Origin of the sequence: Streptomyces pilosus, assembly GCF_014649835.1 — a bacterium.
Lineage (GTDB): Bacteria > Actinomycetota > Actinomycetes > Streptomycetales > Streptomycetaceae > Streptomyces > Streptomyces pilosus.
Map to the genome: position 1 here is coordinate 441,590 of NZ_BMTU01000004.1, position 19,933 is coordinate 461,522.

19 protein-coding genes and 1 pseudogene are annotated in these 19,933 nt (G+C 73.7%); 17 read left to right on the forward strand and 3 right to left on the reverse strand.

What is annotated here, in order from left to right:
- The first annotated feature begins 11 nt into the window (after nucleotides 1–11).
- The 13 genes from IE118_RS13030 to IE118_RS13090 are packed head-to-tail and all read left to right on the forward strand — an operon-like array spanning nucleotide 12 to nucleotide 14,344.
- Nucleotides 12–1,538 carry a right-handed parallel beta-helix repeat-containing protein gene (locus IE118_RS13030; protein WP_189557967.1) on the forward strand — a complete coding sequence of 509 codons (1,527 nt, stop codon included), beginning with the start codon at nucleotides 12–14 and terminating at the stop codon, nucleotides 1,536–1,538.
- 1 nt (nucleotide 1,539) lies between these two features.
- Nucleotides 1,540–2,772 (forward strand): O-antigen ligase domain-containing protein, encoded by a 1,233-nt coding sequence (locus IE118_RS13035; RefSeq protein ID WP_189557968.1) that lies wholly within the window; start codon nucleotides 1,540–1,542, stop codon nucleotides 2,770–2,772.
- A gap of 1 nt (nucleotide 2,773) precedes the next feature.
- Nucleotides 2,774–4,045, forward strand: coding sequence for a glycosyltransferase (locus tag IE118_RS13040; RefSeq protein WP_189557969.1), 1,272 nt, complete (start codon nucleotides 2,774–2,776; stop codon nucleotides 4,043–4,045).
- Nucleotides 4,042–5,277 carry a class I SAM-dependent methyltransferase gene (locus IE118_RS13045; protein ID WP_189557970.1) on the forward strand — a complete coding sequence of 412 codons (1,236 nt, stop codon included), beginning with the start codon at nucleotides 4,042–4,044 and terminating at the stop codon, nucleotides 5,275–5,277. The genes IE118_RS13040 and IE118_RS13045 overlap by 4 nt, the downstream gene beginning before the upstream one ends.
- On the forward strand, nucleotides 5,274–6,074 hold the full coding sequence (locus IE118_RS13050; protein WP_189557971.1) for a glycosyltransferase family protein: 801 nt from the start codon (nucleotides 5,274–5,276) through the stop codon (nucleotides 6,072–6,074). The genes IE118_RS13045 and IE118_RS13050 overlap by 4 nt, the downstream gene beginning before the upstream one ends.
- A complete protein-coding gene (locus IE118_RS13055; protein WP_189557972.1) occupies nucleotides 6,071–6,718 on the forward strand; it encodes a PIG-L deacetylase family protein in 648 nt (215 codons plus the stop codon). Before IE118_RS13050 ends, IE118_RS13055 begins: the two co-directional genes overlap by 4 nt.
- 2 nt (nucleotides 6,719–6,720) lie before the next feature.
- Entirely contained in the window at nucleotides 6,721–7,746 is a 1,026-nt protein-coding gene (locus tag IE118_RS13060) for an NAD-dependent epimerase/dehydratase family protein (protein ID WP_189557973.1), read from the forward strand.
- Nucleotides 7,734–9,017 carry a DUF4910 domain-containing protein gene (locus tag IE118_RS13065; RefSeq protein ID WP_189557974.1) on the forward strand — a complete coding sequence of 428 codons (1,284 nt, stop codon included), beginning with the start codon at nucleotides 7,734–7,736 and terminating at the stop codon, nucleotides 9,015–9,017. The genes IE118_RS13060 and IE118_RS13065 overlap by 13 nt, the downstream gene beginning before the upstream one ends.
- Nucleotides 9,018–9,022: 5 nt before the next feature.
- A complete protein-coding gene (locus IE118_RS13070; protein ID WP_373298314.1) occupies nucleotides 9,023–10,312 on the forward strand; it encodes an MATE family efflux transporter in 1,290 nt (429 codons plus the stop codon).
- Nucleotides 10,309–11,256: a glycosyltransferase family 2 protein gene (locus IE118_RS13075; RefSeq protein ID WP_189557976.1), complete on the forward strand. Its 948-nt coding sequence runs from the start codon at nucleotides 10,309–10,311 to the stop codon at nucleotides 11,254–11,256. Before IE118_RS13070 ends, IE118_RS13075 begins: the two co-directional genes overlap by 4 nt.
- Complete coding sequence (locus IE118_RS13080) at nucleotides 11,253–12,467, forward strand: polysaccharide pyruvyl transferase family protein (protein WP_189557977.1); 1,215 nt, start codon at nucleotides 11,253–11,255, stop codon at nucleotides 12,465–12,467. The genes IE118_RS13075 and IE118_RS13080 overlap by 4 nt, the downstream gene beginning before the upstream one ends.
- Entirely contained in the window at nucleotides 12,464–13,015 is a 552-nt protein-coding gene (gene rfbC, locus IE118_RS13085; protein ID WP_189557978.1) for a dTDP-4-dehydrorhamnose 3,5-epimerase, read from the forward strand. Before IE118_RS13080 ends, rfbC begins: the two co-directional genes overlap by 4 nt.
- 3 nt (nucleotides 13,016–13,018) lie before the next feature.
- Nucleotides 13,019–14,344 carry a glutamate-1-semialdehyde 2,1-aminomutase gene (locus IE118_RS13090; protein WP_189557979.1) on the forward strand — a complete coding sequence of 442 codons (1,326 nt, stop codon included), beginning with the start codon at nucleotides 13,019–13,021 and terminating at the stop codon, nucleotides 14,342–14,344.
- Between the two features lie 7 nt (nucleotides 14,345–14,351).
- On the opposite strand, the gene IE118_RS13095 is transcribed toward IE118_RS13090, so the two are convergent.
- A complete protein-coding gene (locus IE118_RS13095) occupies nucleotides 14,352–14,945 on the reverse strand; it encodes a phosphatase PAP2 family protein (protein WP_373298291.1) in 594 nt (197 codons plus the stop codon).
- A 335-nt stretch (nucleotides 14,946–15,280) separates the two neighbouring features.
- On the opposite strand from IE118_RS13095, the gene IE118_RS13100 reads away from it, so the two are divergent.
- Both IE118_RS13100 and IE118_RS13105 read left to right on the forward strand, forming a co-directional pair.
- Complete coding sequence (locus IE118_RS13100) at nucleotides 15,281–15,919, forward strand: CatB-related O-acetyltransferase (RefSeq protein ID WP_221345291.1); 639 nt, start codon at nucleotides 15,281–15,283, stop codon at nucleotides 15,917–15,919.
- Nucleotides 15,916–16,812, forward strand: a complete 897-nt coding sequence (locus IE118_RS13105) for a Vgb family protein (protein WP_189557982.1) — start codon at nucleotides 15,916–15,918, stop codon at nucleotides 16,810–16,812. The genes IE118_RS13100 and IE118_RS13105 overlap by 4 nt, the downstream gene beginning before the upstream one ends.
- Before the next feature lie 21 nt (nucleotides 16,813–16,833).
- Here the strand turns inward: IE118_RS13105 and IE118_RS13110 are convergent.
- Nucleotides 16,834–17,298: pseudogene (locus IE118_RS13110) on the reverse strand (ATP-binding protein); the annotation flags it as partial.
- A gap of 138 nt (nucleotides 17,299–17,436) precedes the next feature.
- Here IE118_RS13110 and IE118_RS13115 point away from each other — a divergent pair.
- Nucleotides 17,437–18,312 (forward strand): helix-turn-helix domain-containing protein, encoded by an 876-nt coding sequence (locus IE118_RS13115; protein WP_189557983.1) that lies wholly within the window; start codon nucleotides 17,437–17,439, stop codon nucleotides 18,310–18,312.
- Nucleotides 18,309–18,506 (forward strand): DUF397 domain-containing protein, encoded by a 198-nt coding sequence (locus IE118_RS13120; RefSeq protein WP_189557984.1) that lies wholly within the window; start codon nucleotides 18,309–18,311, stop codon nucleotides 18,504–18,506. The genes IE118_RS13115 and IE118_RS13120 overlap by 4 nt, the downstream gene beginning before the upstream one ends.
- Before the next feature lie 97 nt (nucleotides 18,507–18,603).
- On the opposite strand, the gene IE118_RS13125 is transcribed toward IE118_RS13120, so the two are convergent.
- Entirely contained in the window at nucleotides 18,604–19,905 is a 1,302-nt protein-coding gene (locus IE118_RS13125; RefSeq protein ID WP_189557985.1) for a nucleotidyl cyclase domain-containing protein, read from the reverse strand.
- Between the last annotated feature and the right edge of the window lie 28 nt (nucleotides 19,906–19,933).

The window sequence follows — 19,933 nt, forward strand, 5'->3', positions numbered from 1 at the left end:
GAGGAGGGCAGGTGGGAGGCACGTGGCGGCGCCGGGCGGCACCGGCGGCACCGCTGGCGCTGGCGCTGGTCCTGCTGGCGGCGACCGGCTGCGACGGCACGCCGGACGCACGGCCGGAGCCGACCGCCGCGCCGTCCGCTCCCGTGCCCCGGGTGTGCGACCGGCCGGCCCCCGGACCGGCGAAGGCGCCGGCGGGCGCGGTGACCGTCGACCCGGCGGTCACCGGCGACCTCGCCGCGAAGACCAGGAGCAGTCCCCCGGGCACCACCTTCTGGCTCCGGCCGGGCACGCACCGGCTCGGCCCGGACCGCTACGCCCAGGTCGTCCCCAAGGAGGGCAACACCTACCTCGGGGCACCGGGCGCGGTGCTCGACGGCCGCACGACCAACCAGTACGCGTTCGGCGGCGCCGCCCGGGACGTCACCCTCCGCCACCTGACGGTGCGCGGGTTCGTCGCGCCGCACGACGAGGGCGTGGTCAACCACGACTCCGCCGACGGGTGGGTGATCGAGCACACGACGATCCGCAACAACACCGGCGCCGGGCTGATGGCCGGCGCCCGCCAGCGGGTCCGCGCCAGCTGCCTGCGCGACAACGGCCAGTACGGCATGAACGCCTACAAGGCCGGTGACCGCATCACCGGCCTGGTGGTCGAGGGCAACGAGATCACCGGCAACAACACCGGCGACTGGGAGCGGAAGCGGCCGGGCTGCGGCTGCACCGGCGGCATCAAGTTCTGGGCCGTGGACGGCGCCGACGTGCGCGGCAACTGGGTGCACGACAACCGCGGGGCCGGGCTGTGGGCGGACACCAACAACAACGACTTCCGCATCGAGGACAACGTGCTGGAGGCCAACGACGGTGCCGCGCTGATCTACGAGACCAGCTACAACGCGGTCGTCCGGGGGAACACGATCCGCCGCAACAACTGGGTCGAGGGCCGCAGGTACGCCGACCGCGGCGACACCTTCCCGTTCGCGACGGTCTACGTGTCCGAGTCCGGCGGCGAACCGCGGGTGCCCGCCCGCACGGACCGGATCGAGATCCACCGGAACGTGCTGGAGGACAACTGGTCCGGCATCACCCTGTGGGAGAACGCCGACCGGTTCTGCAACAGCCCCGCCAACACCTCCTCCGGCGACTGCACGCTGCTGGTGAAGGACACCGCCCGCTGCGCGCAGCCGGGGATCGCCGCCGCGCCCCTGCACTCCGACTGCCGGTGGAAGACCCAGCGGGTGGACATCCACCACAACCGCTTCCTGCTGGACAAGTCCGTCGTCGACTGCGCGGACCGGTGCGACCGCATGGCGGTGCTGGCCAACTACGGCACCTACCCGGACTGGTCGCCGTACCAGGGCGAGCGGGTCGCCGAGGCGATCACCCACGGGCAGGACAACCGCTGGCACGACAACGTCTACGTCGGAGCGTGGAAGTTCGTCGCCCACGACCCGAGCCGGGTGCTGGACCGCGGGCAGTGGCAGGGCGCGCCGTACCGGCAGGACGCGGGCAGCACCTTCCGTACCCGGGACGGTGGCTGACATGGGTGCCGACCGGATGCCGCGGGCCGTCGGGACGGCCTGGGGGCTGCTGGTCCTCAACACGCTGGGCTCCGCCGGGGCGAAGACCATCGTGCCGCTGCCCCGCTCCCTCATCCAGATGGTCACCATGGGCGCGCTGGTCGCCGCGTTCACGCTGGCGCTCGCGGTCAACCTCCGGCTGCGCGTGCGGCCGAGCGCCTTCCTGTTCCTGCTCACCCTGCTGCTGGTGCCGAGCGTGCTCGCCAGCGCGAGCCTGGAGTCGGGACTCGGCGCGCTGTTCCGCTGTGCCCGGCTGACCGTCTTCGTCGCCACGCTGTGGCTGCTCAGCCGCTGGTGGGACGGCGGTACTGCCTTCGTGCGGCTCCACATCCGGATGTACTTCCTGGTGCTGTGCTCGGTGGCCGCCGGGCTCGCCGTCTCCCCGGGCGCCGCCCTGCCCGACCTCTACGGCGGCCGGCTGGTCGGCGCGCTGTGGCCGCTCACCCCGCCGCAGATCGGACAGTACGCCGCCGTGATCACCGGGCTCTGTGTGCTGCTCCTGCTGGGCCGCCGCACCGACCGGCGCGGCGCGGCCCTGGTCGTCGTGCCGGCCCTGGTCCTGCTCGCGCTGACCCACACCCGTACCGCCACGCTCGGTCTCGTCGCCGGGCTGGCGGTGGCGATCGGCTCGCTCGTCCTGACCAGCGCCGCCGCGCGCCGGTTCTTCACCTGGGCGGTGCTGGTGGCCGCCGTGGCCGCGGTGGGGTTCGGCTCCCTGCTGCAGGCGTGGTTCCTGCGCGGGCAGAGCCAGGAGAACTTCACCAGCCTCACCGGCCGGGCCAAGGTGTGGGACGCCCTGCTGGCGGCACCCCGGACGACCTCGGAGTACCTGTTCGGCGCGGGCCTGGGCGACAAGTCGTTCGGCGGGCTGCCCATCGACAACAGCTGGCTGGCCGTCTACCACGAGCAGGGGATGACCGGGGTGACCCTGGTCGCCGCGATGATCGCCGTGCTGGGCGGTGTCGCGCTGCTGCGGCCGCCGTCGCTGTCGAGGGCCTGCGCGCTGTTCCTGATCAGCTACTGCGCGATCGCCTCGTACACCGAGGCCGGGCTGGGCGACGCCTCGCCGTACCTGCTGCACCTGACCGTGGCCGCCTCCCTGCTGGTGGCGCCCGCGGCGGCCCCCTCCCGCCCGGCGCCCGCGGTCCCCCGGCGGCGCGTCCCGCGGTGGGCCCAGCGATCGGAGGTGACCTGACATGCACGTCCTCGTGGTGCACAACCGCTACGCCTCGGCGCAGCCGAGCGGGGAGAACAACGTCGTCGACCAGGAGGTGGCGCTGCTGCGCGGGGCCGGCCACCGGGTGGGGCTGTTCGAGCGGCGCAGCGACGACATCGCCGGCCGGTCCCTGCCCGGCAAGGCCGCGCTGCCGCTGCTGGTGCCGTGGAACCCGGCGGTCCGCAGGGAGCTCGCCGCGCGGCTGCGGGACGAACGGCCGGACGTGGTGCACGTCCACAACGTCTTCCCGCTGCTGTCGCCGGCGGTGCTGGCCGCCTGCGCCGACGCCGGGGTGCCCGCCGTCGCCACGCTGCACAACTACACCCAGGTCTGCCCGCCCGGCACGCTCCAGCGGGACGGCCGGCCGTGCACCGAGTGCGTCGGGAGGACGCCGCTGCCCGCCGTCCGGCACGGCTGCTACCGCGACTCCCGGCTGGCGACGGTGCCGCTCGCGGTCAGCCTGTCGGTGAACCGGCGGCGCTGGTGGTCCGGCGTGGAGCGGTTCTTCTGCATCTCGGCGGCGCAGCGCGAGGTCCTGGTGGGCGCCGGCCTGCCGGCGGGACGGCTGGCCGTGAAGCACAACTTCGTGCCCGACCCGGAGGTCCGCCGGTCGGGTGACGGGGAGCACGTGCTCTTCCTCGGCCGCCTCGCGGAGGCCAAGGGCGTGCGGCTGCTGATGGCCGCCTGGGACGAGATCGCCGCCGGCGGCGGTGCGGGCGTGCCGCTGGTGATCGCCGGCGCGGGGCCGCTGGAGGCGGAGGTGGCCGCCTGGGCGGCGGGCCGGGACGACGTCCGGTACGCCGGCCTGTACGACACCGCCCAGTGCCGGGAGGCCGTCGCGCGGTCGGTCGCCGTGGTGGCCCCCTCGACCTGGCTGGAGACGTTCGGCCTGGTGGTCGTGGAGGCCATGGCGGCGGGGGTCCCGGCCGTCGCCGCCGGGCACGGCGCCTTCACCGAACTCGTCGAGGACGGGCGTACGGGGCTGCTGCACCGTCCGGGCGACGCCGCCTCGCTCGCGGACGGCCTGCGGCGGGTCACCGCCGACCGGGTTCGCAACCGGGAGATGGGGCGGGCGGCCCGGCGCCGCTACGAGCGGGACTTCAGCCCGGCCGTCGGGCTGGAGCGCCTGCTGGAGGGGTACCGCGCCGCGGTCGCGGGGCGGTTCGGCGGCGGGGTCGGCCCGCCGCCGGGGGACGGAGACACGGGCTCGCGGCGGGGTCACCCGCGCGGGCGGGATGGGGGAAGCAGATGACACGATGCCGACTCTGCGGCTCGGCGGCGCTCGCGAGCGTCGTCGACCTGGGGGCGACTCCGCCGTGCGAGAGTTTTCTCGCCGCGGACCAACTGGACCGGCCGGAGCCGGCGTACCCGCTGCACCTGCGGGTGTGCACGGAGTGCTGGCTCGCGCAGATCCCTCCGCTGATCACGCCGGAGGAGACGTTCACCCAGTACGCGTACTTCTCCTCGTACTCGACCTCCTGGGTGGAGCACGCGCGCACGTTCGTCACCGACGCGGCCGCCCGGCTGGGGCTGGGCGCCGGCTCGTTCGTGGTCGAGGTCGCCAGCAACGACGGTTACCTGCTGAAGCACGTGGTGGACCGGGGGATCCGCTGCCTCGGCATCGAGCCGTCGGTGAACGTCGGCGCCGCGGCGCGGGACGCGGGCGTGCCCACGCTCACCGCGTTCCTCGACCCGGCCACCGGCTCGGACGTGCGCGCCGAGCACGGCCCGGCGGACCTGGTCGTGGCGAACAACGTGTACGCGCACATCCCCGACGTGGTCGGCTTCACCCGGGGACTGCGCGCCCTGGTCGCCGACGACGGCTGGGTGTCGATCGAGGTGCAGCACCTGCTGACCCTGATCGAGGAGAACCAGTACGACACGATCTACCACGAGCACTTCCAGTACTACACGGTCGCGGCCGCGGCCCGGGCGCTGGCGAGCGGCGGTCTGACCCTGGTGGACGTGGAGCTGCTGCCGACGCACGGCGGCTCGATCCGGCTGTGGGCCCGGCCGGAGGGCGTGGCCGGTGAGCCGTCCCGGCGGGTGGCCGCGGTGCTGGACCGGGAGAAGGCCGCCGGGCTGCAGGAGCTGTCCGGGTACGCCGAGTTCGCCGCCCGGGTGGCCAAGGTGCGCCGGGACCTGCTGCGGTTCCTCATCGAGGCGGCGGAGCGCGGTGAGACGGTCGTCGGCTACGGCGCGCCGGGCAAGGGCAACACCCTGCTCAACCACTGCGGCATCCGGCCCGACCTGCTGCCGTACACGGTCGACCGCAACCCCTACAAGCACGGCAGGTTCACCCCCGGCACCCGCATCCCGATCCTGGCGCCGGAGCGGATCGCCGCCGACCGGCCGGACTACGTCCTCGTGCTCCCGTGGAACCTGCGGGCCGAGCTGACCGAGCAGCTGTCCTTCGTGCACGAGTGGGGCGGACGGCTGGTCTTCCCCATACCGGAACTGAGCATTGTCGAGGTCGAGCGATGAAGGTCGTACTGTTCTGCGGCGGTTACGGGCTGCGGATGCGCAGCGGGACCTCCGACGACGTGCCCAAGCCGATGGCGATGGTCGGGCCGCGCCCGCTGATCTGGCACGTCATGCGCTACTACGCGTACTACGGGCACACGGAGTTCATCCTGTGCCTCGGCTACGGGGCGCACCACATCAAGGACTTCTTCCTCAACTACGAGGAGACGACGTCCAACGACTTCGTGCTGCGGGGCGGGCGGACCGAGTTGCTGTCCACCGACATCGCCGACTGGACGATCACGTTCGCGCAGACCGGCATCGAGTCCCCGATCGGGGAGCGGCTGCGCCGGGTGCGGCACCACCTGGACGGCGACGAGATGTTCCTCGCCAACTACGCCGACGTCCTCACCGACGCCCCGCTGCCCGAGATGATCGACCGGTTCGCCCGGCGCGACGCCGGCGCGTCGATGATGGTGGTGCCGCCGCAGTCCTCGTTCCACTGCGTGGACCTGGGCGAGGACGGCCTGGTGGGGGGCATCACCCCGGTGAGCGAACTGCCGCTGTGGGAGAACGGCGGCTACTTCGTGCTCCGCCAGGAGGTCCTCGACCACATCCCCGAGGGCGGTGACCTGGTCGCCGACGGGTGCGGCGGGCTGGCCAAGCAGGGGCGGCTGGTGGCCTACCGGCACCGCGGCTTCTGGAAGCCGACCGACACCGTGAAGGAGCGGGCCGCGCTCGACGAGGCCTACGCCCGCGGCGACCGCCCGTGGGCGGTGTGGGAACGGGACGGTGCGGGCGCCGGGGTGAGGGCGTGATCCGGCTGCGCACCGGTGGCCCGGACCGGGTCGTCGCGGTGGGCGCGCACTGCGACGACATCGCCATCGGCGCCGGCGGCACGCTGCTGACGCTGTGCCTCGCCCGGCCGGGGATCCGCGTCGACGCGCTGGTGCTGTCCGGCGGCGGCGGTGAGCGGGAGCAGGAGGAGCGGGCCGCGCTCGCCGCCTTCTGCCCCGGCGCCGACCTGCGGCTGACCGTGCTGAAACTGCCGGACGGCCGGTTGCCCGCGCACTGGGAGGAGGCCAAGGCGGCGGTCGAGGAGCTGCGCGCCCGCACCGAGCCGGACCTCGTGCTGGCCCCGCGCACCGAGGACGCCCACCAGGACCACCGCGGCCTGGCGCGGCTGATGACCACGGCGTTCCGGGACCACCTCGTGCTCGGCTACGAGATCGTCAAGTGGGACGGCGACCTCGGCCGGATGACGGCGTACCAGCCGCTGTCGCCGGAGACCGCCGAGCGGAAGGTGCGGCTGCTCCAGGAGCACTACCCGTCGCAGCGGCACCGGCCCTGGTACGACCGGGAGGCCTTCCTCGGTCTCGCCCGGATCCGCGGCATCGAATGCCACGCTCGCTACGCCGAGGCGTTCGCCGTCACCAAACTCACTCTCGACCTGGGGGAATGAACGTGCGCGTACTGCTGACCGGACACCAGGGGTATTTGGGCACCGTGATGGCCCCGGTCCTCACGGCCGCCGGCCACGAGGTCGTCGGCCTGGACGCCGGCCTGTTCGCCGACTGCGTCCTCGGCCCGGCGCCCGCCGACCCGGCGGGACACCGCGTGGACCTGCGGGACGTCACGGCCGAGCACGTGGCCGGGGTGGACGCCGTGATCCACCTGGCCGCGCTGTCCAACGACCCGCTGGGCTCGCTGGCGCCGGAACTCACCTACGACATCAACCACCACGCCTCGGTGCGGCTGGCCCGGCTGGCCCGCGACGCGGGGGTCCAGCGTTTCCTGTACGCGTCGACCTGCTCGGTGTACGGGGCCGCCGGCGGTGACGACCTGGTGGGCGAGGACGCCCCGCTGCGCCCGGTGACGCCGTACGCGGAGTCCAAGGTGCGGGTGGAGGACGACCTGCGCGCGCTGGCCGACGGCGACTTCAGCCCGGTGTACCTGCGCAACGCCACCGCGTTCGGGTTCTCCCCCCGGCTGCGCGCCGACATCGTGCTGAACAACCTGGTGGGCCACGCCCTGCTGTCCGGGGAGGTGCTCGTGCTCTCCGACGGCACCCCCTGGCGTCCGCTGGTGCACGCCGCCGACATCGCGCGCGCCTTCACCGCCGCGCTGACCGCGCCGCGGGTGGCGGTGCACGACCGGGCCTTCAACATCGGCACCGAGGACAACAACGTCACGGTCGCGGAGATCGCCGGGCAGGTCGCCGAGGCGGTGTCCGGCTCCAAGGTGGTGATCACCGGGGAGACCGGTGCCGACCCGCGCTCCTACCGGGTGGACTTCTCCCGCTTCCGGGCCGCGGTGCCCGGCTTCGCCTGCGAGTGGTCCGTGCGGCGGGGCGCGCTGGAACTCGCCGACGCCTACCGCGCGCACGGGCTGACCCAGGACGACTTCGAGCAGCGCTTCACCCGCCTCGCCGTGCTGCGCGCGCAGTCCGACGCGGGGACCGTCGGCGACACCCTGCGGTGGCGCCGGTGAGCGAGGTCGGCGAGGAGATGCACGCGCTGGTGCGGCGGCTGTACCCGCTGTGCCGGAGCATCACCGGCGACGGGGTGCGCGCCACCCTGGACATCGTCGGTGAGTACGTCCCGCTGGAGGTGCACGAGGTGCCGACGGGGACCGAGGTCCTCGACTGGACGGTGCCGCAGGAGTGGAACATCCGCGACGCGTACGTCGCCGACGCCTCCGGCCGGCGGGTCGTCGACTTCGCCGCGTCCAGCCTGCACGTCCTCGGCTACAGCGTGCCGGTGTCGGCGACCATGCCGCTGGCCGAGCTGCGCCCGCACCTGCACACCCTGCCGGACCACCCGTCCTGGGTGCCGTACCGCACCAGCTACTACACGCCGGAGTGGGGGTTCTGCCTGGCGCAGGAGACCCTGGACGCGATGCCGGACGGCGACTACGAGGTGCGGATCGACTCGACGCTCGCCGACGGCCACCTCACCTACGCCGAGCACGTGGTCCCCGGACGGGTGACCGACGAGGTGATCGTCTCCTGCCACGTCTGCCACCCGTCGCTGGCCAACGACAACCTGGCCGGGATCGCGGTGGCGGTCTTCCTGGCCCGGGCGCTCGCGGAGCGGCAGCCGCACTACACCTACCGGTTCGTCTTCGCCCCCGGCACCATCGGGGCGATCACCTGGCTGGCCCGCAACGCCGAGCGGGTGGAGCGGGTCAGGCACGGTCTGGTGCTGGCCTGCGCCGGCGACCGGGGTGAGCTGACGTACAAGCGGAGCAGGCGCGGCGACGCGGAGATCGACCGGGTGCTGCGGTACGTGCTGGCCGCCTCCGGACGCCCGCACCGCGTCACCGAGTTCACCCCGTACGGCTACGACGAGCGGCAGTACTGCTCCCCCGGGTTCGACCTCGGCGTGGGCTCGCTCAGCCGGACCCCGTACGCCGGGTACCCCGAGTACCACACCTCGGCGGACGACCCGGACTTCGTCTCCCCGGAGGCGATGGCGGACACCCTCGCGGTGTGCCGCGAGGCGTTCGGCGTCCTCGACCGCAACCGGCGGTACGTCAACCTCAGCCCGTACGGGGAGCCGCAGTTGGGCCGGCGCGGGCTGTACGAATCGCTCGGGGGGCGCAGCGACGCGAAGCAGGCGCAGATGGCGATGCTCTGGGTGCTGAGCCTGTCCGACGGGGAGCACGGCCTGCTGGACGTCGCCGAGCGGTCCGGGCTGCCGTTCGACACCGTCGCGGCCGCCGCCGACGCCCTGCACGGTGCCGGGCTGCTCAAGGCATGACGCCGATGACCACCGAGGGGGAGAGGACGAGGCCGCGGGCGGCGTCGGCGAGGCGGGCCGTCGTCGGCCGGCTGTCCTGGGGACTGGCCGACCAGGCGGCCTCCAGCGTGAGCAACTTCGTGGTGGGCGTCTACGTGGCCCGCTCGCTGGGGGTGACCGCGTTCGGCGTGTTCAGCCTCGCCTGGGTGACCTACGGCGTGGTGCTCAACGTCTCGCGCGGGGTGGCCACCGACCCGCTGGTGGTGCGCTTCAGCGGGGTGCCGGAGGCGTCCTGGCGCGGGGCGGTGGCCCGGTCGTCGGGGGTCGCGCTCGGTGTCGGCGCCGCCCTCGGCGCGGCGTCCGTGGCGGTCGGTCTCGCCGCCGGCGGCCCGGTGGGCACCGCGTTCGCCTGCCTCGGCGTCGTCCTGCCGGGGCTGCTGCTCCAGGACGCCTGGCGGTTCGCGTTCTTCGCCGCCGGCGCCGGACGCAAGGCGTTCGTCAACGACGTCGTGTGGGGGGTGGCGCTCGTCCCGGCCCTGGTGGTGGCGGCCCGGGTGGGCAGCGTGTCCGCCTTCGTGCTCGCCTGGGGCGGGTCCGCCGCCGTGGCCGCGGCGTACGGCTGTGTCCAGTCCGGCATCCGGCCCCGCCCGTCGGGCGCGCGCACGTGGGTGCGCGAGCACCGCGACCTCGGCTACCGCTACCTGGTCGAGAACGTCAGCAACAGCGGCGCGAGCCAGCTGCGGGCGTACGGGCTCGGCGCGATCGTCGGGGTCGGCGCGGTGGGGGTGATCCGGGGGGCGGAACTGCTGCTCGGCCCGTTCCTCGCCCTGCTGATGGGCCTGTCGCTGGTCACCGTCGCGGAGGCGGCCCGGGTGCTGCGGCGGGCCCCGCACCGGCTCGGCGCGTTCTGCCTGCTCCTCGGCGGCGGGCAGGCCGTCGCCGCGCTGCTGTGGGGCGGGGCGCTGCTGCTGGTGCCGGACCGGCTCGGCGAACTGGTGCTCGGCGGCGTCTGGGGTGCGGCCGCCGCCCTCGTCGTGCCCGTCACGCTCGGCGTCGCGGGCGCGGGCCTGGGCACCGGCGCGGCGGCCGGCCTGCGCGCGCTCGGGGCGGCCCGGCGCAGCCTGCGCAGCCAGCTGTTCGCCTCCGCCTGCTACGTCGCCGGCGGGCTCGGCGGGGCGGTCCTGGCCGGCACGGCCGGCTCCGCCTGGGGCGTCGCCGCCGCGACCGGGTGCGCTTCGGCCGTGTGGTGGCTGCACCTGCGGTCCGCCCTGCGCGAGCACCACCAGAAGACCATCCGTGAAGTGAGGACCTCATGACCGCGCAACCCAGGCTGAGCATCGGCCTGCCCGTGTACAACGGCGAGGAGTACCTCGCCGAGGCGTTCGACGCGCTGCTCGGACAGACCTACGAGGATTTCGAACTGGTCGTCTCCGACAACGCCTCGACGGACGGCACCCGGGACATCTGCCGCCGGTACGCGGCGAAGGACTCCCGCATCCGCTACCTCCGGCTGACCCGCAACATCGGCGCCGCCCCGAACCACAATCACGTGTTCACCGAGTGCCGGGGCGAGCTGTTCAAGTGGGCCTCCCACGACGACCTGTACGCCCGGGACCTGCTGAGGGCCTGCGTCGAGGCGCTGGACGAGCGGCCGGAGGTGATCCTCGCGCACAGCGGCCAGGCGGTCATCGACGGCGACGGCAAGGTGAAGGTCCCCTACGCGTACGGGCTCGCCACCGACTCCCCGCACGCGCCGGAACGCTTCCGCAGCCTGCTGTTCGAGCCCGGCGGCGACGACTTCTACGGCGTGATGCGGGCCGACGTGCTGCGCCGGGTGAAGCCGCACGACAGCTACCACCACGCGGACCGCACGTTCGTCGCCGAGATCACCCTGCACGGGCCCTTCCACCAGGTGCCGGAGCTGCTGTACTTCCGCCGCGACCACCCCACCCGCGCCGAGCGGGCGAACCCCTCCAAGCGCTCCCGGTGCGTCAACCTGGACCCGCGCCGGGCCGGGCCGCTGCACCCGACGCCCCGGCTGCTCGCCGAGTACGTGTGGGGCTTCGTCTCGGCGATCCGGCGGGCGCCGCTGTCCCCGGCCGACCGGCGCGCCTGCTACCGCCACCTGGCCGCCTGGATGACCTCCCGGGCCCGGCCGGGCTCCGGTGAACGGGTCGAGGACCGGGCCCCGGTCGACCCGGACCGGCTCACCGTCTCCGTCGACGCGCTCGTCGCCGGCCGGGAAGGACGGCGGGCGTGAAACAGGTGCGCGTCGGGGTGTTCGGCCTGCTCGGCTCCGGCAACCTCGGCAACGACGGGTCGCTGGAGGCCGTGCTCGGCCACCTCCGGCGCACCCGGCCCGAGGCGGTCGTGGACGCGCTGTGCGGCGGGCCCGAGGTCGTCACCGCCCGGTACGGCATCCCCGCGACACGGCTGCACTGGTACCGCGGGGAGTACCGGACCGCGTCGCGGGCGGGCGCGATCGCGGGCAAGGGACTGGGCAAGCTCGTCGACGCGGTCCGCACCGCCGCCTGGGTGCGCCGGCACGACGTGGTGATCGTGCCGGGCATGGGCGTCCTGGAGGCCACGCTGCCGCTGCGGCCCTGGGGCTTCCCGTACGCGCTGTTCCTGCTCTGCGCGAGCGGCAGGGTGCTGGGCACGAAGGTGGCGCTGGTCGGTGTCGGGGCGGCCCCCATCGGCAGCCGGCCCACCCGGGCCCTGGTGCGCTGGTCGGCGCGGCTCGCCGCCCAGCGGTCGTACCGGGACACCCTGTCCCGTGACGCGATGCGGGCGATGGGTGTGGACACCACGCGCGACGCGGTCCACCCCGACCTCGCGTTCGCCCTGCCGGCTCCGCCGGCCGGGGAGGGCCGGCGGCCGGGTCTGGTCTGCGTCGGCGTCATGGACTTCCACGGCGGCGACGACGACCGCGCCCGCGCCGGGGAGATCCACCGGCGCTACCTCGACGGGACCACCCGGTTCGTGCGCACGCTGGTCGAGGAGGGCAGACCGGTCCGGCTGCTCACCGGCGACGCCTGCGACGCGCGCGTCGTCGAAGCGATTCTCGACGCGGTGGACTCACCGCTGGTCACCGCCGCCGAAGCGACCTCGCTGACCGAGCTGATGCGGGAGGCGGCGGCCGCCGACACCGTGGTGGCGACCCGCTATCACAACCTGGTCTGCGCCCTGAGGGCCGGAACGCCGACGCTCGCCCTGAGTTACGCGGCGAAGAGCGACGCCCTCATGTCCCGCATGGGCCTGGAGGCGTACTGCCATCCGGCCCGGGAGGTCGACACCGACCGGCTGCTGGAGCAGTTCCGGGAGCTGGAGAAGCACTCCGCCGAACTGCGGCGGACCCTGGCCGAGCGCGGCCGCGACACCACCGGGGAACTCGACCGCCGTCTCGCCGCGTTGACGGCGGCCCTGTTCCCGGCCACCGACCCGACCCACGCCGTACGGGAGACACCTTGAAGGCGACCGAAGTCCCGGCGATCGCCGGCACGTACCTGTTCGAGCCGACACCGCACGGCGACGAACGCGGCTTCTTCTGCCGCACCTTCGACGCCGGCGTGGTCCGCTCGGTGGGCCTCGACCCGGACGCCTTCGTCCAGGACAGCCTGTCCCGCTCGGTGCGGGGCGTGCTGCGCGGCCTGCACCTGCGCTCCGGCGCCGGCGAGGCGAAACTCGTTCGCTGCTCGTACGGGAGGATCTTCGACGTCGTCGTGGACCTGCGGCCGGACTCCCCCACCTATCTGGGCCTGGCCACGTTCGAGCTGTCCGGCGAGACCCAGGCGACCCTGTACGTTCCCGCGGGGTGCGCGCACGGCTTCCAGGCGCTCACGGACACCGCCGACACCTCCTACCGGATCGACCGGCCGCACGACCCGGCCGAGGACGTGACGATCGCCTTCGACGACCCGGACCTCGCCATCGACTGGCCGCTGCCGGTCACCTCGATGTCCGAGCGGGACCGGCAGGCGCCGAGCCTCGCCGAGGTGCTGAAGCAGAGGGAGAACTGAGGCGTGACCACCGAGGAATTCCGCCTGCCCCGCTCGCGGGAGGCGAACGAACGCCTGCACGCCCTGATCCCCGGGGGCGCGCACACCTACGCCAAGGGCGACGACCAGTACCCCGAGGACCTGGCCCCGGTCATCAGCCACGGCCGCGGCGCCCACGTGTGGGACGTCGACGGCAACCGCTACGTCGAGTACGGCTCCGGCCTGCGCTCGGTCAGCCTCGGCCACGCCCACCCGCGCGTGCTGGAGGCGGTGCGGCGCGAACTGGACCGCGGCGGCAACTTCGTCCGCCCGTCCCTCCTGGAGGCCGAGGCCGCGGAACGCTTCCTGGCCACCGTGCCGACCGCCGAGATGGTGAAGTTCGCGAAGAACGGCTCCGACGCCACCACCGCCGCGGTGCGCCTGGCCCGCGCCGCCACCGGCCGCCCCCGGGTGGCCCTCTGCGCCGACCACCCGTTCTTCTCCGTCGACGACTGGTTCATCGGCACCACCCCGATGTCCGCGGGCATCCCGGCGGCGACCACCGACCTCACCGTGCGCTTCCCCTACGGCGACCTGGCCGCCACGGAGGAACTGCTCACCCGGTACGAGGGCGAGGTCGCGTGCCTGATCCTCGAACCCGCCACCCACACCGAGCCACCGCCCGGCTACCTCGCCGGCCTGCGCGCCCTGGCCGACCGGCACGGCTGCGTGCTGGTCTTCGACGAGATGATCACCGGTTTCCGCTGGTCCGAGGCGGGCGCCCAGGGCCTGTACGGCGTCGTCCCCGACCTCTCCACGTTCGGCAAGGCGCTGGGCAACGGGTTCGCCGTCTCCGCGCTCGCCGGGCGCCGCGAGCTGATGGAGCGCGGGGGGCTGCGCCACTCCGGGGAGCGGGTGTTCCTGCTGTCCACCACGCACGGTGCGGAGACGCACTCCCTGGCCGCCGCGATGGCCGTGCAGACCGCCTACGCCGAGGAGGGCGTCACCGCGCGGCTGCACGCCCTCGGCGAGCGGCTGGCCGCCGGGGTCCGGGAGGCCGCGGCCGCGATGGGCGTCGGCGACCACGTCGTCGTCCGGGGCCGGGCGAGCAACCTGGTCTTCGCCACCCTCGACGACGCCCGCCGCCCCTCGCAGGAGTACCGCACCCTGTTCCTGCGCCACCTCCTCACCGGCGGGGTACTCGCCCCCTCCTTCGTGGTGAGCGCCGCCCTCACCGACGCCGACATCGACCACACCGTCGACGTGGTGGCCCAGGCGTGCGCGGTGTACCGCAAGGCCCTGGACGCGGGTGACCCGACACCGTGGCTGGGCGGACGCCCGGTGAAGCCGGTGTTCAGACGGCGGGCGTGACGCGACGTCAGGACGGTCTCGTCCGAACGGCGTCGACCACCCGGTCGACCAGCCACGCGGCCGCCGGTGTCACCGCCGACGCCGTGCACCAGCCGCCGAGGACATCGGTCGGGTAGTGCGCGCCCAGGGCCACCTGCGCCCAGCCCATGGCGGCGCCGGCGGCCAGGGCGGCGCCCAGCACCAGTGCCGTGCCGGCCGTCCTGCCGAGGCCGAGCCGGCCGGCCACGAGCAGCGCCGCGGTGAGGGCGAACGCGGTGAGGAAGGCGGTGTGCCCGCTCGGGTAGGACAGGTTGTCGTCGCCGTGGATGGTGCGTCCCACCAGTGGCTTGAGCAGCGTCGTCGCGGCCACGGCAAGCCCTGGGCCGGCCACGGCCAGCACCGCCGCGCGAGGCCACCGGAGCAGCAGACAGCCTGCCACGGCGGCGCCGACCAGCACCGCCGCACCCACCGGCTCCCCGAGGAAGTCGACGGCCAGGGCGACCTTCCGCCACCACGGCCCCCCGCCTTCCGCCGCCGCGGACACCCGCGCGTCCACCGTGCCGGGCTCGCTGTCGCCCGCGTACAGGATCCCGAGCAGGGCGACCAGGAGCGCGGCCGGCACCGCGCCCCACCCCAAGGGCCCTCGCAGCGGCGGGGACGGCAGTACGCGCCCCGACCGACCGGTCGCCCCGCCACCACGCACGCTTCGGCCGTCCGGTGCCGCGGCCGGGGCGGACGCCCCGCCACCCACCGCCGATCCCCTGCCGCGGCCCATAACTCCCCCGTACGCCGCCCGACTTGGCCGGCCCGGCACGCGGGCCCGCTCCGGCCAGGCGATCGTACGTCACCGGCGCCGCCCGGAAATAAGCACATGATGCCCGCCGGTGCGCGGCCGTAGTGTGGTGACGACGGAGCGGACCCCACCTCACCAGGAGCCGGACGTTGACACCCGATCCCATGGCCCTTCACCCGCTGCCGGCCCACGACAGGGTGGTGTTCCTCAAACCCCTGGTCCGCTCCCCGAAGATCGTCGTCGGCGAGTACACGTACTACGACGACCCCGAAGCCGCCACCGACTTCGAGCACCGCAACGTGCTCTACGCCTACGGACCGGAGCGGCTCGTCATCGGCAGGTACTGCGCCATCGCCATGGGCACCCGGTTCCTGATGGCCGGGGCCGAACACCCGACGATGGGCGCGTCCACCTTCCCGTTCACCATGTTCGGCGGCGAGTGGGCCGAGCGGACCCTCGACGTCGTCACCGGCATGCCCAGCCGGGGCGACACCGTCGTCGGCAACGACGTCTGGCTCGGCCACGGCGTCACCGTCATGCCGGGCGTACGCATCGGTGACGGCGCCATCGTCGCCGCCGGAGCGGTCGTCACCGCGGACGTCCCGCCCTACACGGTCGTCGGCGGCAACCCGGCCCGCCGGATCCGGCAGCGGTTCGACGACGCCGACGTCGACCGGCTTGTGAGGGCCGCCTGGTGGGACTGGCCGGCGGAGCTGGTCACGGAACACGCCCGCACCATCATGGCCGGCACCCCGGCCGACATCGCCCGCATCGCCGCCGACCACGGCCCGGGGAAGGCATGACGAACGTGTCGATCGAGGAACACCCGGTGGGTGGCGGCGGACCGTACGCGATCACCACCGGTCCGGACGGCGCCCTGTGGTACACCCTGGTCCACAGTGGCCGGATCGGCCGGCTCGTACCCGGCGGCGAACCGGACAGCCACCGGCTCGACCCTGACTGCGGGCCGACGGTCATCACCGACGGTCCGGACGGAGCCCTGTGGTTCACCGAGTACCGGGCCCACCGCATCGGCCGCATCACCACCGGGGGCGAGGTCACCGAACACCCCCTGCCCACCGCCGGGTGCGGACCGTTCGGCATCGCGGCAGGGCCCGACGGGGCGCTGTGGTTCACCGAGACCACCGCCGACCGCATCGGCCGCATCACCACCGGCGGTGAGGTCACCGAGTTCCCGCTCCCGGTCACCGGCACGTTCCCGTCCGCGATCACCGCGGGACCGGACGGCGCCCTGTGGTTCACCATGAACCAGGCCGACGCCGTGGGCCGGATCACGACCGACGGCACCGTCACCGTCCACCCGCTGCCCACCCCGGGCTCGGCACCGGTCGGCATCACCCTCGGACCCGACGGTGCCCTCTGGTACGTCGCGATCGCCGCCGGTCACATCGGCCGCGTCACCACCGACGGCGGGATCACGGAGTTCCCGCTGCCCGACCGCGCCGGACGGCCGCACGCCATCACCCCGGGCGCCGACGGTTCACTGTGGTTCACGGAGTGGGGCGGCAACCGTGTCGGCTCCATCACCACCGCAGGCGTGATCGCGGTGCACGACCTGCCCACGCCCGGCTCGGAGCCGCACGGCATCGCCCTCGGCCCCGACGGCGCCGTGTGGGCGGCACTGGAAACCGGCTCCCTCGCCCGCATCACCCCGGCACCCGCCGCCGCCCGGTGAGCACTCCGCTCCGTACGCGTACTCCGCCCACACTGTCTTGCCCGGACCGTCGGGCCGTAGGTACCAGCCCCAGCGGGCGGCGAGCCCCGCGACGAGGAGCAGCCCCCGGCCGCCGGTGTTCTCCGCACCGGGGACGTGCAACTCCGCGGGGTCGGGCGGCGTGCGTTCGCTGCGGGTGTCGGTGACCTCGATCCTGGCCGTACGCGTGGGTGCGCACACGCGCAGGAGCAGGTGGAAGTCCCGGCCGGGGACCTGGCCGTGCCGTACGGCGTTGGCGGTCAACTCGCCGAGGACCAGCACGATCTCCTCGTGCGGGCCGGTGCCGTACGGGATGCCCCAGGTGTCCAGCCGGTGCGCGGCCAGTCGGCGGGCGAGACGCGCGCCACGTGGGGTGGAGGTGAAACGCATCTCGAAGGTGTGCTCCGAGTCATCGGCGGGAGTCGTGGGCTGGGAGGTGCTGACGGTGCTGGGGAGTTGGTTCGTCATGCCGCCAACGGTGCTCCCGGTCGCATAGCGTGACCAGTGGTGACTCAGCGACGCGGTCCGTTGTACGCGCGGCGGCGGTGCCGGTACGAGGCGTGCGGCGTGACGAGGCAGCCGGGGCGGCGTTGAGCCAGGGAGGCGATGGCGATGAACGAAGATGTGGGCGAAGGGGCCGGAGCCGTGACGGCAGACGACGCGGAAGGGTCGACGGCGGACACGACCGGACAGGCTGTCGTCGTCGCGTTCGGGCAGACGATGAAGACGCTGCGGGTGCGGGCGGGTCTGGAGCGCGAGGAGTTCGGACGGCGGATCGGATACTCCGCGTCCACGATCGCGTCGTACGAGCAGGGGCGGCGGATCCCGTCGCCCAGGACCATCGAGCGGGCGGACGAGGTCCTGGACGCGGGCGGATTGCTGACCGTGTGGAAGGAGCAGGTGGAGCGGGCTCAGTATCCGGTGTTCTTCCAGGGGATGGCAGCCCTGGAGAAGGCGGCCATCGAGTTGCTTTCGTACGACACGCTGGTGGTCAAAGGCCTGCTTCAGACCGAGGAGTACATGAGGGCGGTGCTGGCCATGCGACGGCCGCCTCTGGACCAGGAGACGACCGAGCAGCGGGTTGCAGCACGGCTTGCTCGTCAGGACATCTTCGACCGGCAGTCTGCACCGCTGTTGAGCTTCGTGATGGACGAGTCGGTATTGCGGCGTCGGCTCGGCGGAACGGACGTGCTTCGTGGGCAGTTGGAGCACCTGTTGCTCATCGGCCAGAAGCAGAACGTCGAAATTCAGGTCATTCCTCTCGACTGCGAGGAGAGCGCAGGCGTGGACGGGCCGTTCACGGTCGTCACGCGTGACGACGGCAAGAAGTTCGCTTACACCGAAGCCCAGGGAGCAAGCACTCTTCAGACCGACCCGCAGCAGGCAGCGCTCGCTGCCGCCCGTTATGGGATTATCCGATCACAGGCTCTCACTCCGCGAGAGTCCCTGGAGTTCATCGAGAGGTTGCTGGGAGAGCTATGAACACCGCTGAGTCCTCGGCCGTCGCGTCCGGCCTCGCCTGGTTCAAGAGCAGCTACAGCGGAGCGGAGGGCGGCGACTGCGTCGAGGTCGCCGCCAACACGGGAGTCGTGCACATCCGGGACTCCAAGGCCGTGGCCGGACCCATCGTCCGCGTGTCACGTGAAGCGTGGGCCGGGTTCGTCAGGGAGGCCTGACAGTCACGCGTAAAGCAAGAGCCCTGCCGTCCCCTCGGGCGGCAGGGCTCTCGCACACCCCTGCCTGAAGGCCATCCGCCCGGGTAGGACGACATCCTCAGTCCGAGCGCGGACGCTCCGACGTCACTGGCTCCTCGGAGAGGGAGAGAGCGCGGCCCACCGGCCGCTGGGCACGGATCCAGGCCACCCCCGTGAATTGTTTGACCCTGACGTCCGTGCGGAGGAATCCCGCGGGCGACAGGCCCTCGTACCCGTGCACCACCAGGTCCTGGTACGTCCGGTCGGGGAAGGCGACCACGAGGTCGGTGGACGGGTCGTCGGCCAGCAGCGTGCGCAGCGGGTCGCAGTCCAGCACGCGGAAGAGTTCCACGACCGCCGAGCCGGCGTAGCCGCTGTCCCCCTCGTGGACGATGCCGTGGTGGAAGGCCGCGCGCATACGGATGCCGGTGCCGGGTTCCCGGTTCACCGTGGCCAGCGCTTCCGTGAGGCCCGCCAGCAGGAGGGGCACCGCCCGCGTGTCGTCGGTGTCCGGCGGCAGCACCAGGAGGTAGCCGTCCCCCTGGGCCTGGCGGCCGCAGGCGTCCCAGTCGACCGCGGCCCGGGCGCAGGCCGCGCGCACCACGCGCAGCAGGGCACGCTGCGCCCGGATCATGTCCGCGTTGCCGCGGGCGCTGTACCTCTCGATGTCGACCGCCAGGCACAAGTGGCGGCGGCCGGGGGGCAGTCGGTCGTCCGGCGGACCGGCCTCCCCGAGGCCGGCGAGGGCCAGGGCGGCTGGGCCCGGCGTCGGCCGGGCGAGGGGCGCCCCGGTCCAGATGTCCGCACGGGACAGGCGGAAGGGCACGTCGTCGCGTGTCCGTACCTCGCCCTCCGCCCGGGTTCCGCTCAGCAGCGGGTGCTCGATCACCCCGCCCACCCGGACCCGGCCGGAGATCTCCGTGAGCGGGACCGGCGAGGCGAGGACGGCCTGGGCCCAGCGGCCGTCCGGCGCCAGCGTCGCGCCGGTGTGCCGTGCCCGGAAGGTCCAGCGCGGCCGGTTGCCGCCGATCCCGGACGCGGTGGCGCGCGCTCCGTCGGGGCCGGCCCACCCGGCTCCGGGGTGCAGATCCAGCGCTCTCAGGTTCTCGTCGTCGAAGAGGACCTCCAGTCCGACCTGCCGGTAGCCGCACCCGGCGGGCAGTTCCTCCAGGTCGAAGGGGAAGCAGAGCAGCACCGTCGTACCGGCCGTGTGGGCCGGCGGCAGGGTGTACGCCAGGGGGCGGCCGAGGGCGACCCCGGCGCGTGGGGGCCGCCCCCTGGGGCTGAGCGCACCGGCGGTCACCAGGTCCGCGGTGGCCAGCAGGTCGTGCGGCACGGTGCCGGGAGGCACCTCGTGCGGTGCGGGTTCGTCGGCGTCCATCGGCCGGCCCCTTCCTGCGTCTCTCGGT

What these genes read in the sequence shown, in the direction of transcription:
- IE118_RS13035 (WP_189557968.1), top strand. Translation starts at nt 1,540, where the DNA reads ATGGGTGCCGACCGGATGCCGCGGGCCGTCGGGACGGCCTGGGGGCTG.
- IE118_RS13040 (WP_189557969.1), top strand. Translation starts at nt 2,774, where the DNA reads ATGCACGTCCTCGTGGTGCACAACCGCTACGCCTCGGCGCAGCCGAGC.
- IE118_RS13045 (WP_189557970.1), top strand. Translation starts at nt 4,042, where the DNA reads ATGACACGATGCCGACTCTGCGGCTCGGCGGCGCTCGCGAGCGTCGTC.
- IE118_RS13050 (WP_189557971.1), top strand. Translation starts at nt 5,274, where the DNA reads ATGAAGGTCGTACTGTTCTGCGGCGGTTACGGGCTGCGGATGCGCAGC.
- IE118_RS13070 (WP_373298314.1), top strand. Translation starts at nt 9,023, where the DNA reads ATGACCACCGAGGGGGAGAGGACGAGGCCGCGGGCGGCGTCGGCGAGG.
- IE118_RS13075 (WP_189557976.1), top strand. Translation starts at nt 10,309, where the DNA reads ATGACCGCGCAACCCAGGCTGAGCATCGGCCTGCCCGTGTACAACGGC.
- IE118_RS13100 (WP_221345291.1), top strand. Translation starts at nt 15,281, where the DNA reads ATGGCCCTTCACCCGCTGCCGGCCCACGACAGGGTGGTGTTCCTCAAA.
- IE118_RS13105 (WP_189557982.1), top strand. Translation starts at nt 15,916, where the DNA reads ATGACGAACGTGTCGATCGAGGAACACCCGGTGGGTGGCGGCGGACCG.
- IE118_RS13115 (WP_189557983.1), top strand. Translation starts at nt 17,437, where the DNA reads ATGGCGATGAACGAAGATGTGGGCGAAGGGGCCGGAGCCGTGACGGCA.
- IE118_RS13120 (WP_189557984.1), top strand. Translation starts at nt 18,309, where the DNA reads ATGAACACCGCTGAGTCCTCGGCCGTCGCGTCCGGCCTCGCCTGGTTC.
- IE118_RS13125 (WP_189557985.1), bottom strand. Translation starts at nt 19,905, where the DNA reads ATGGACGCCGACGAACCCGCACCGCACGAGGTGCCTCCCGGCACCGTG.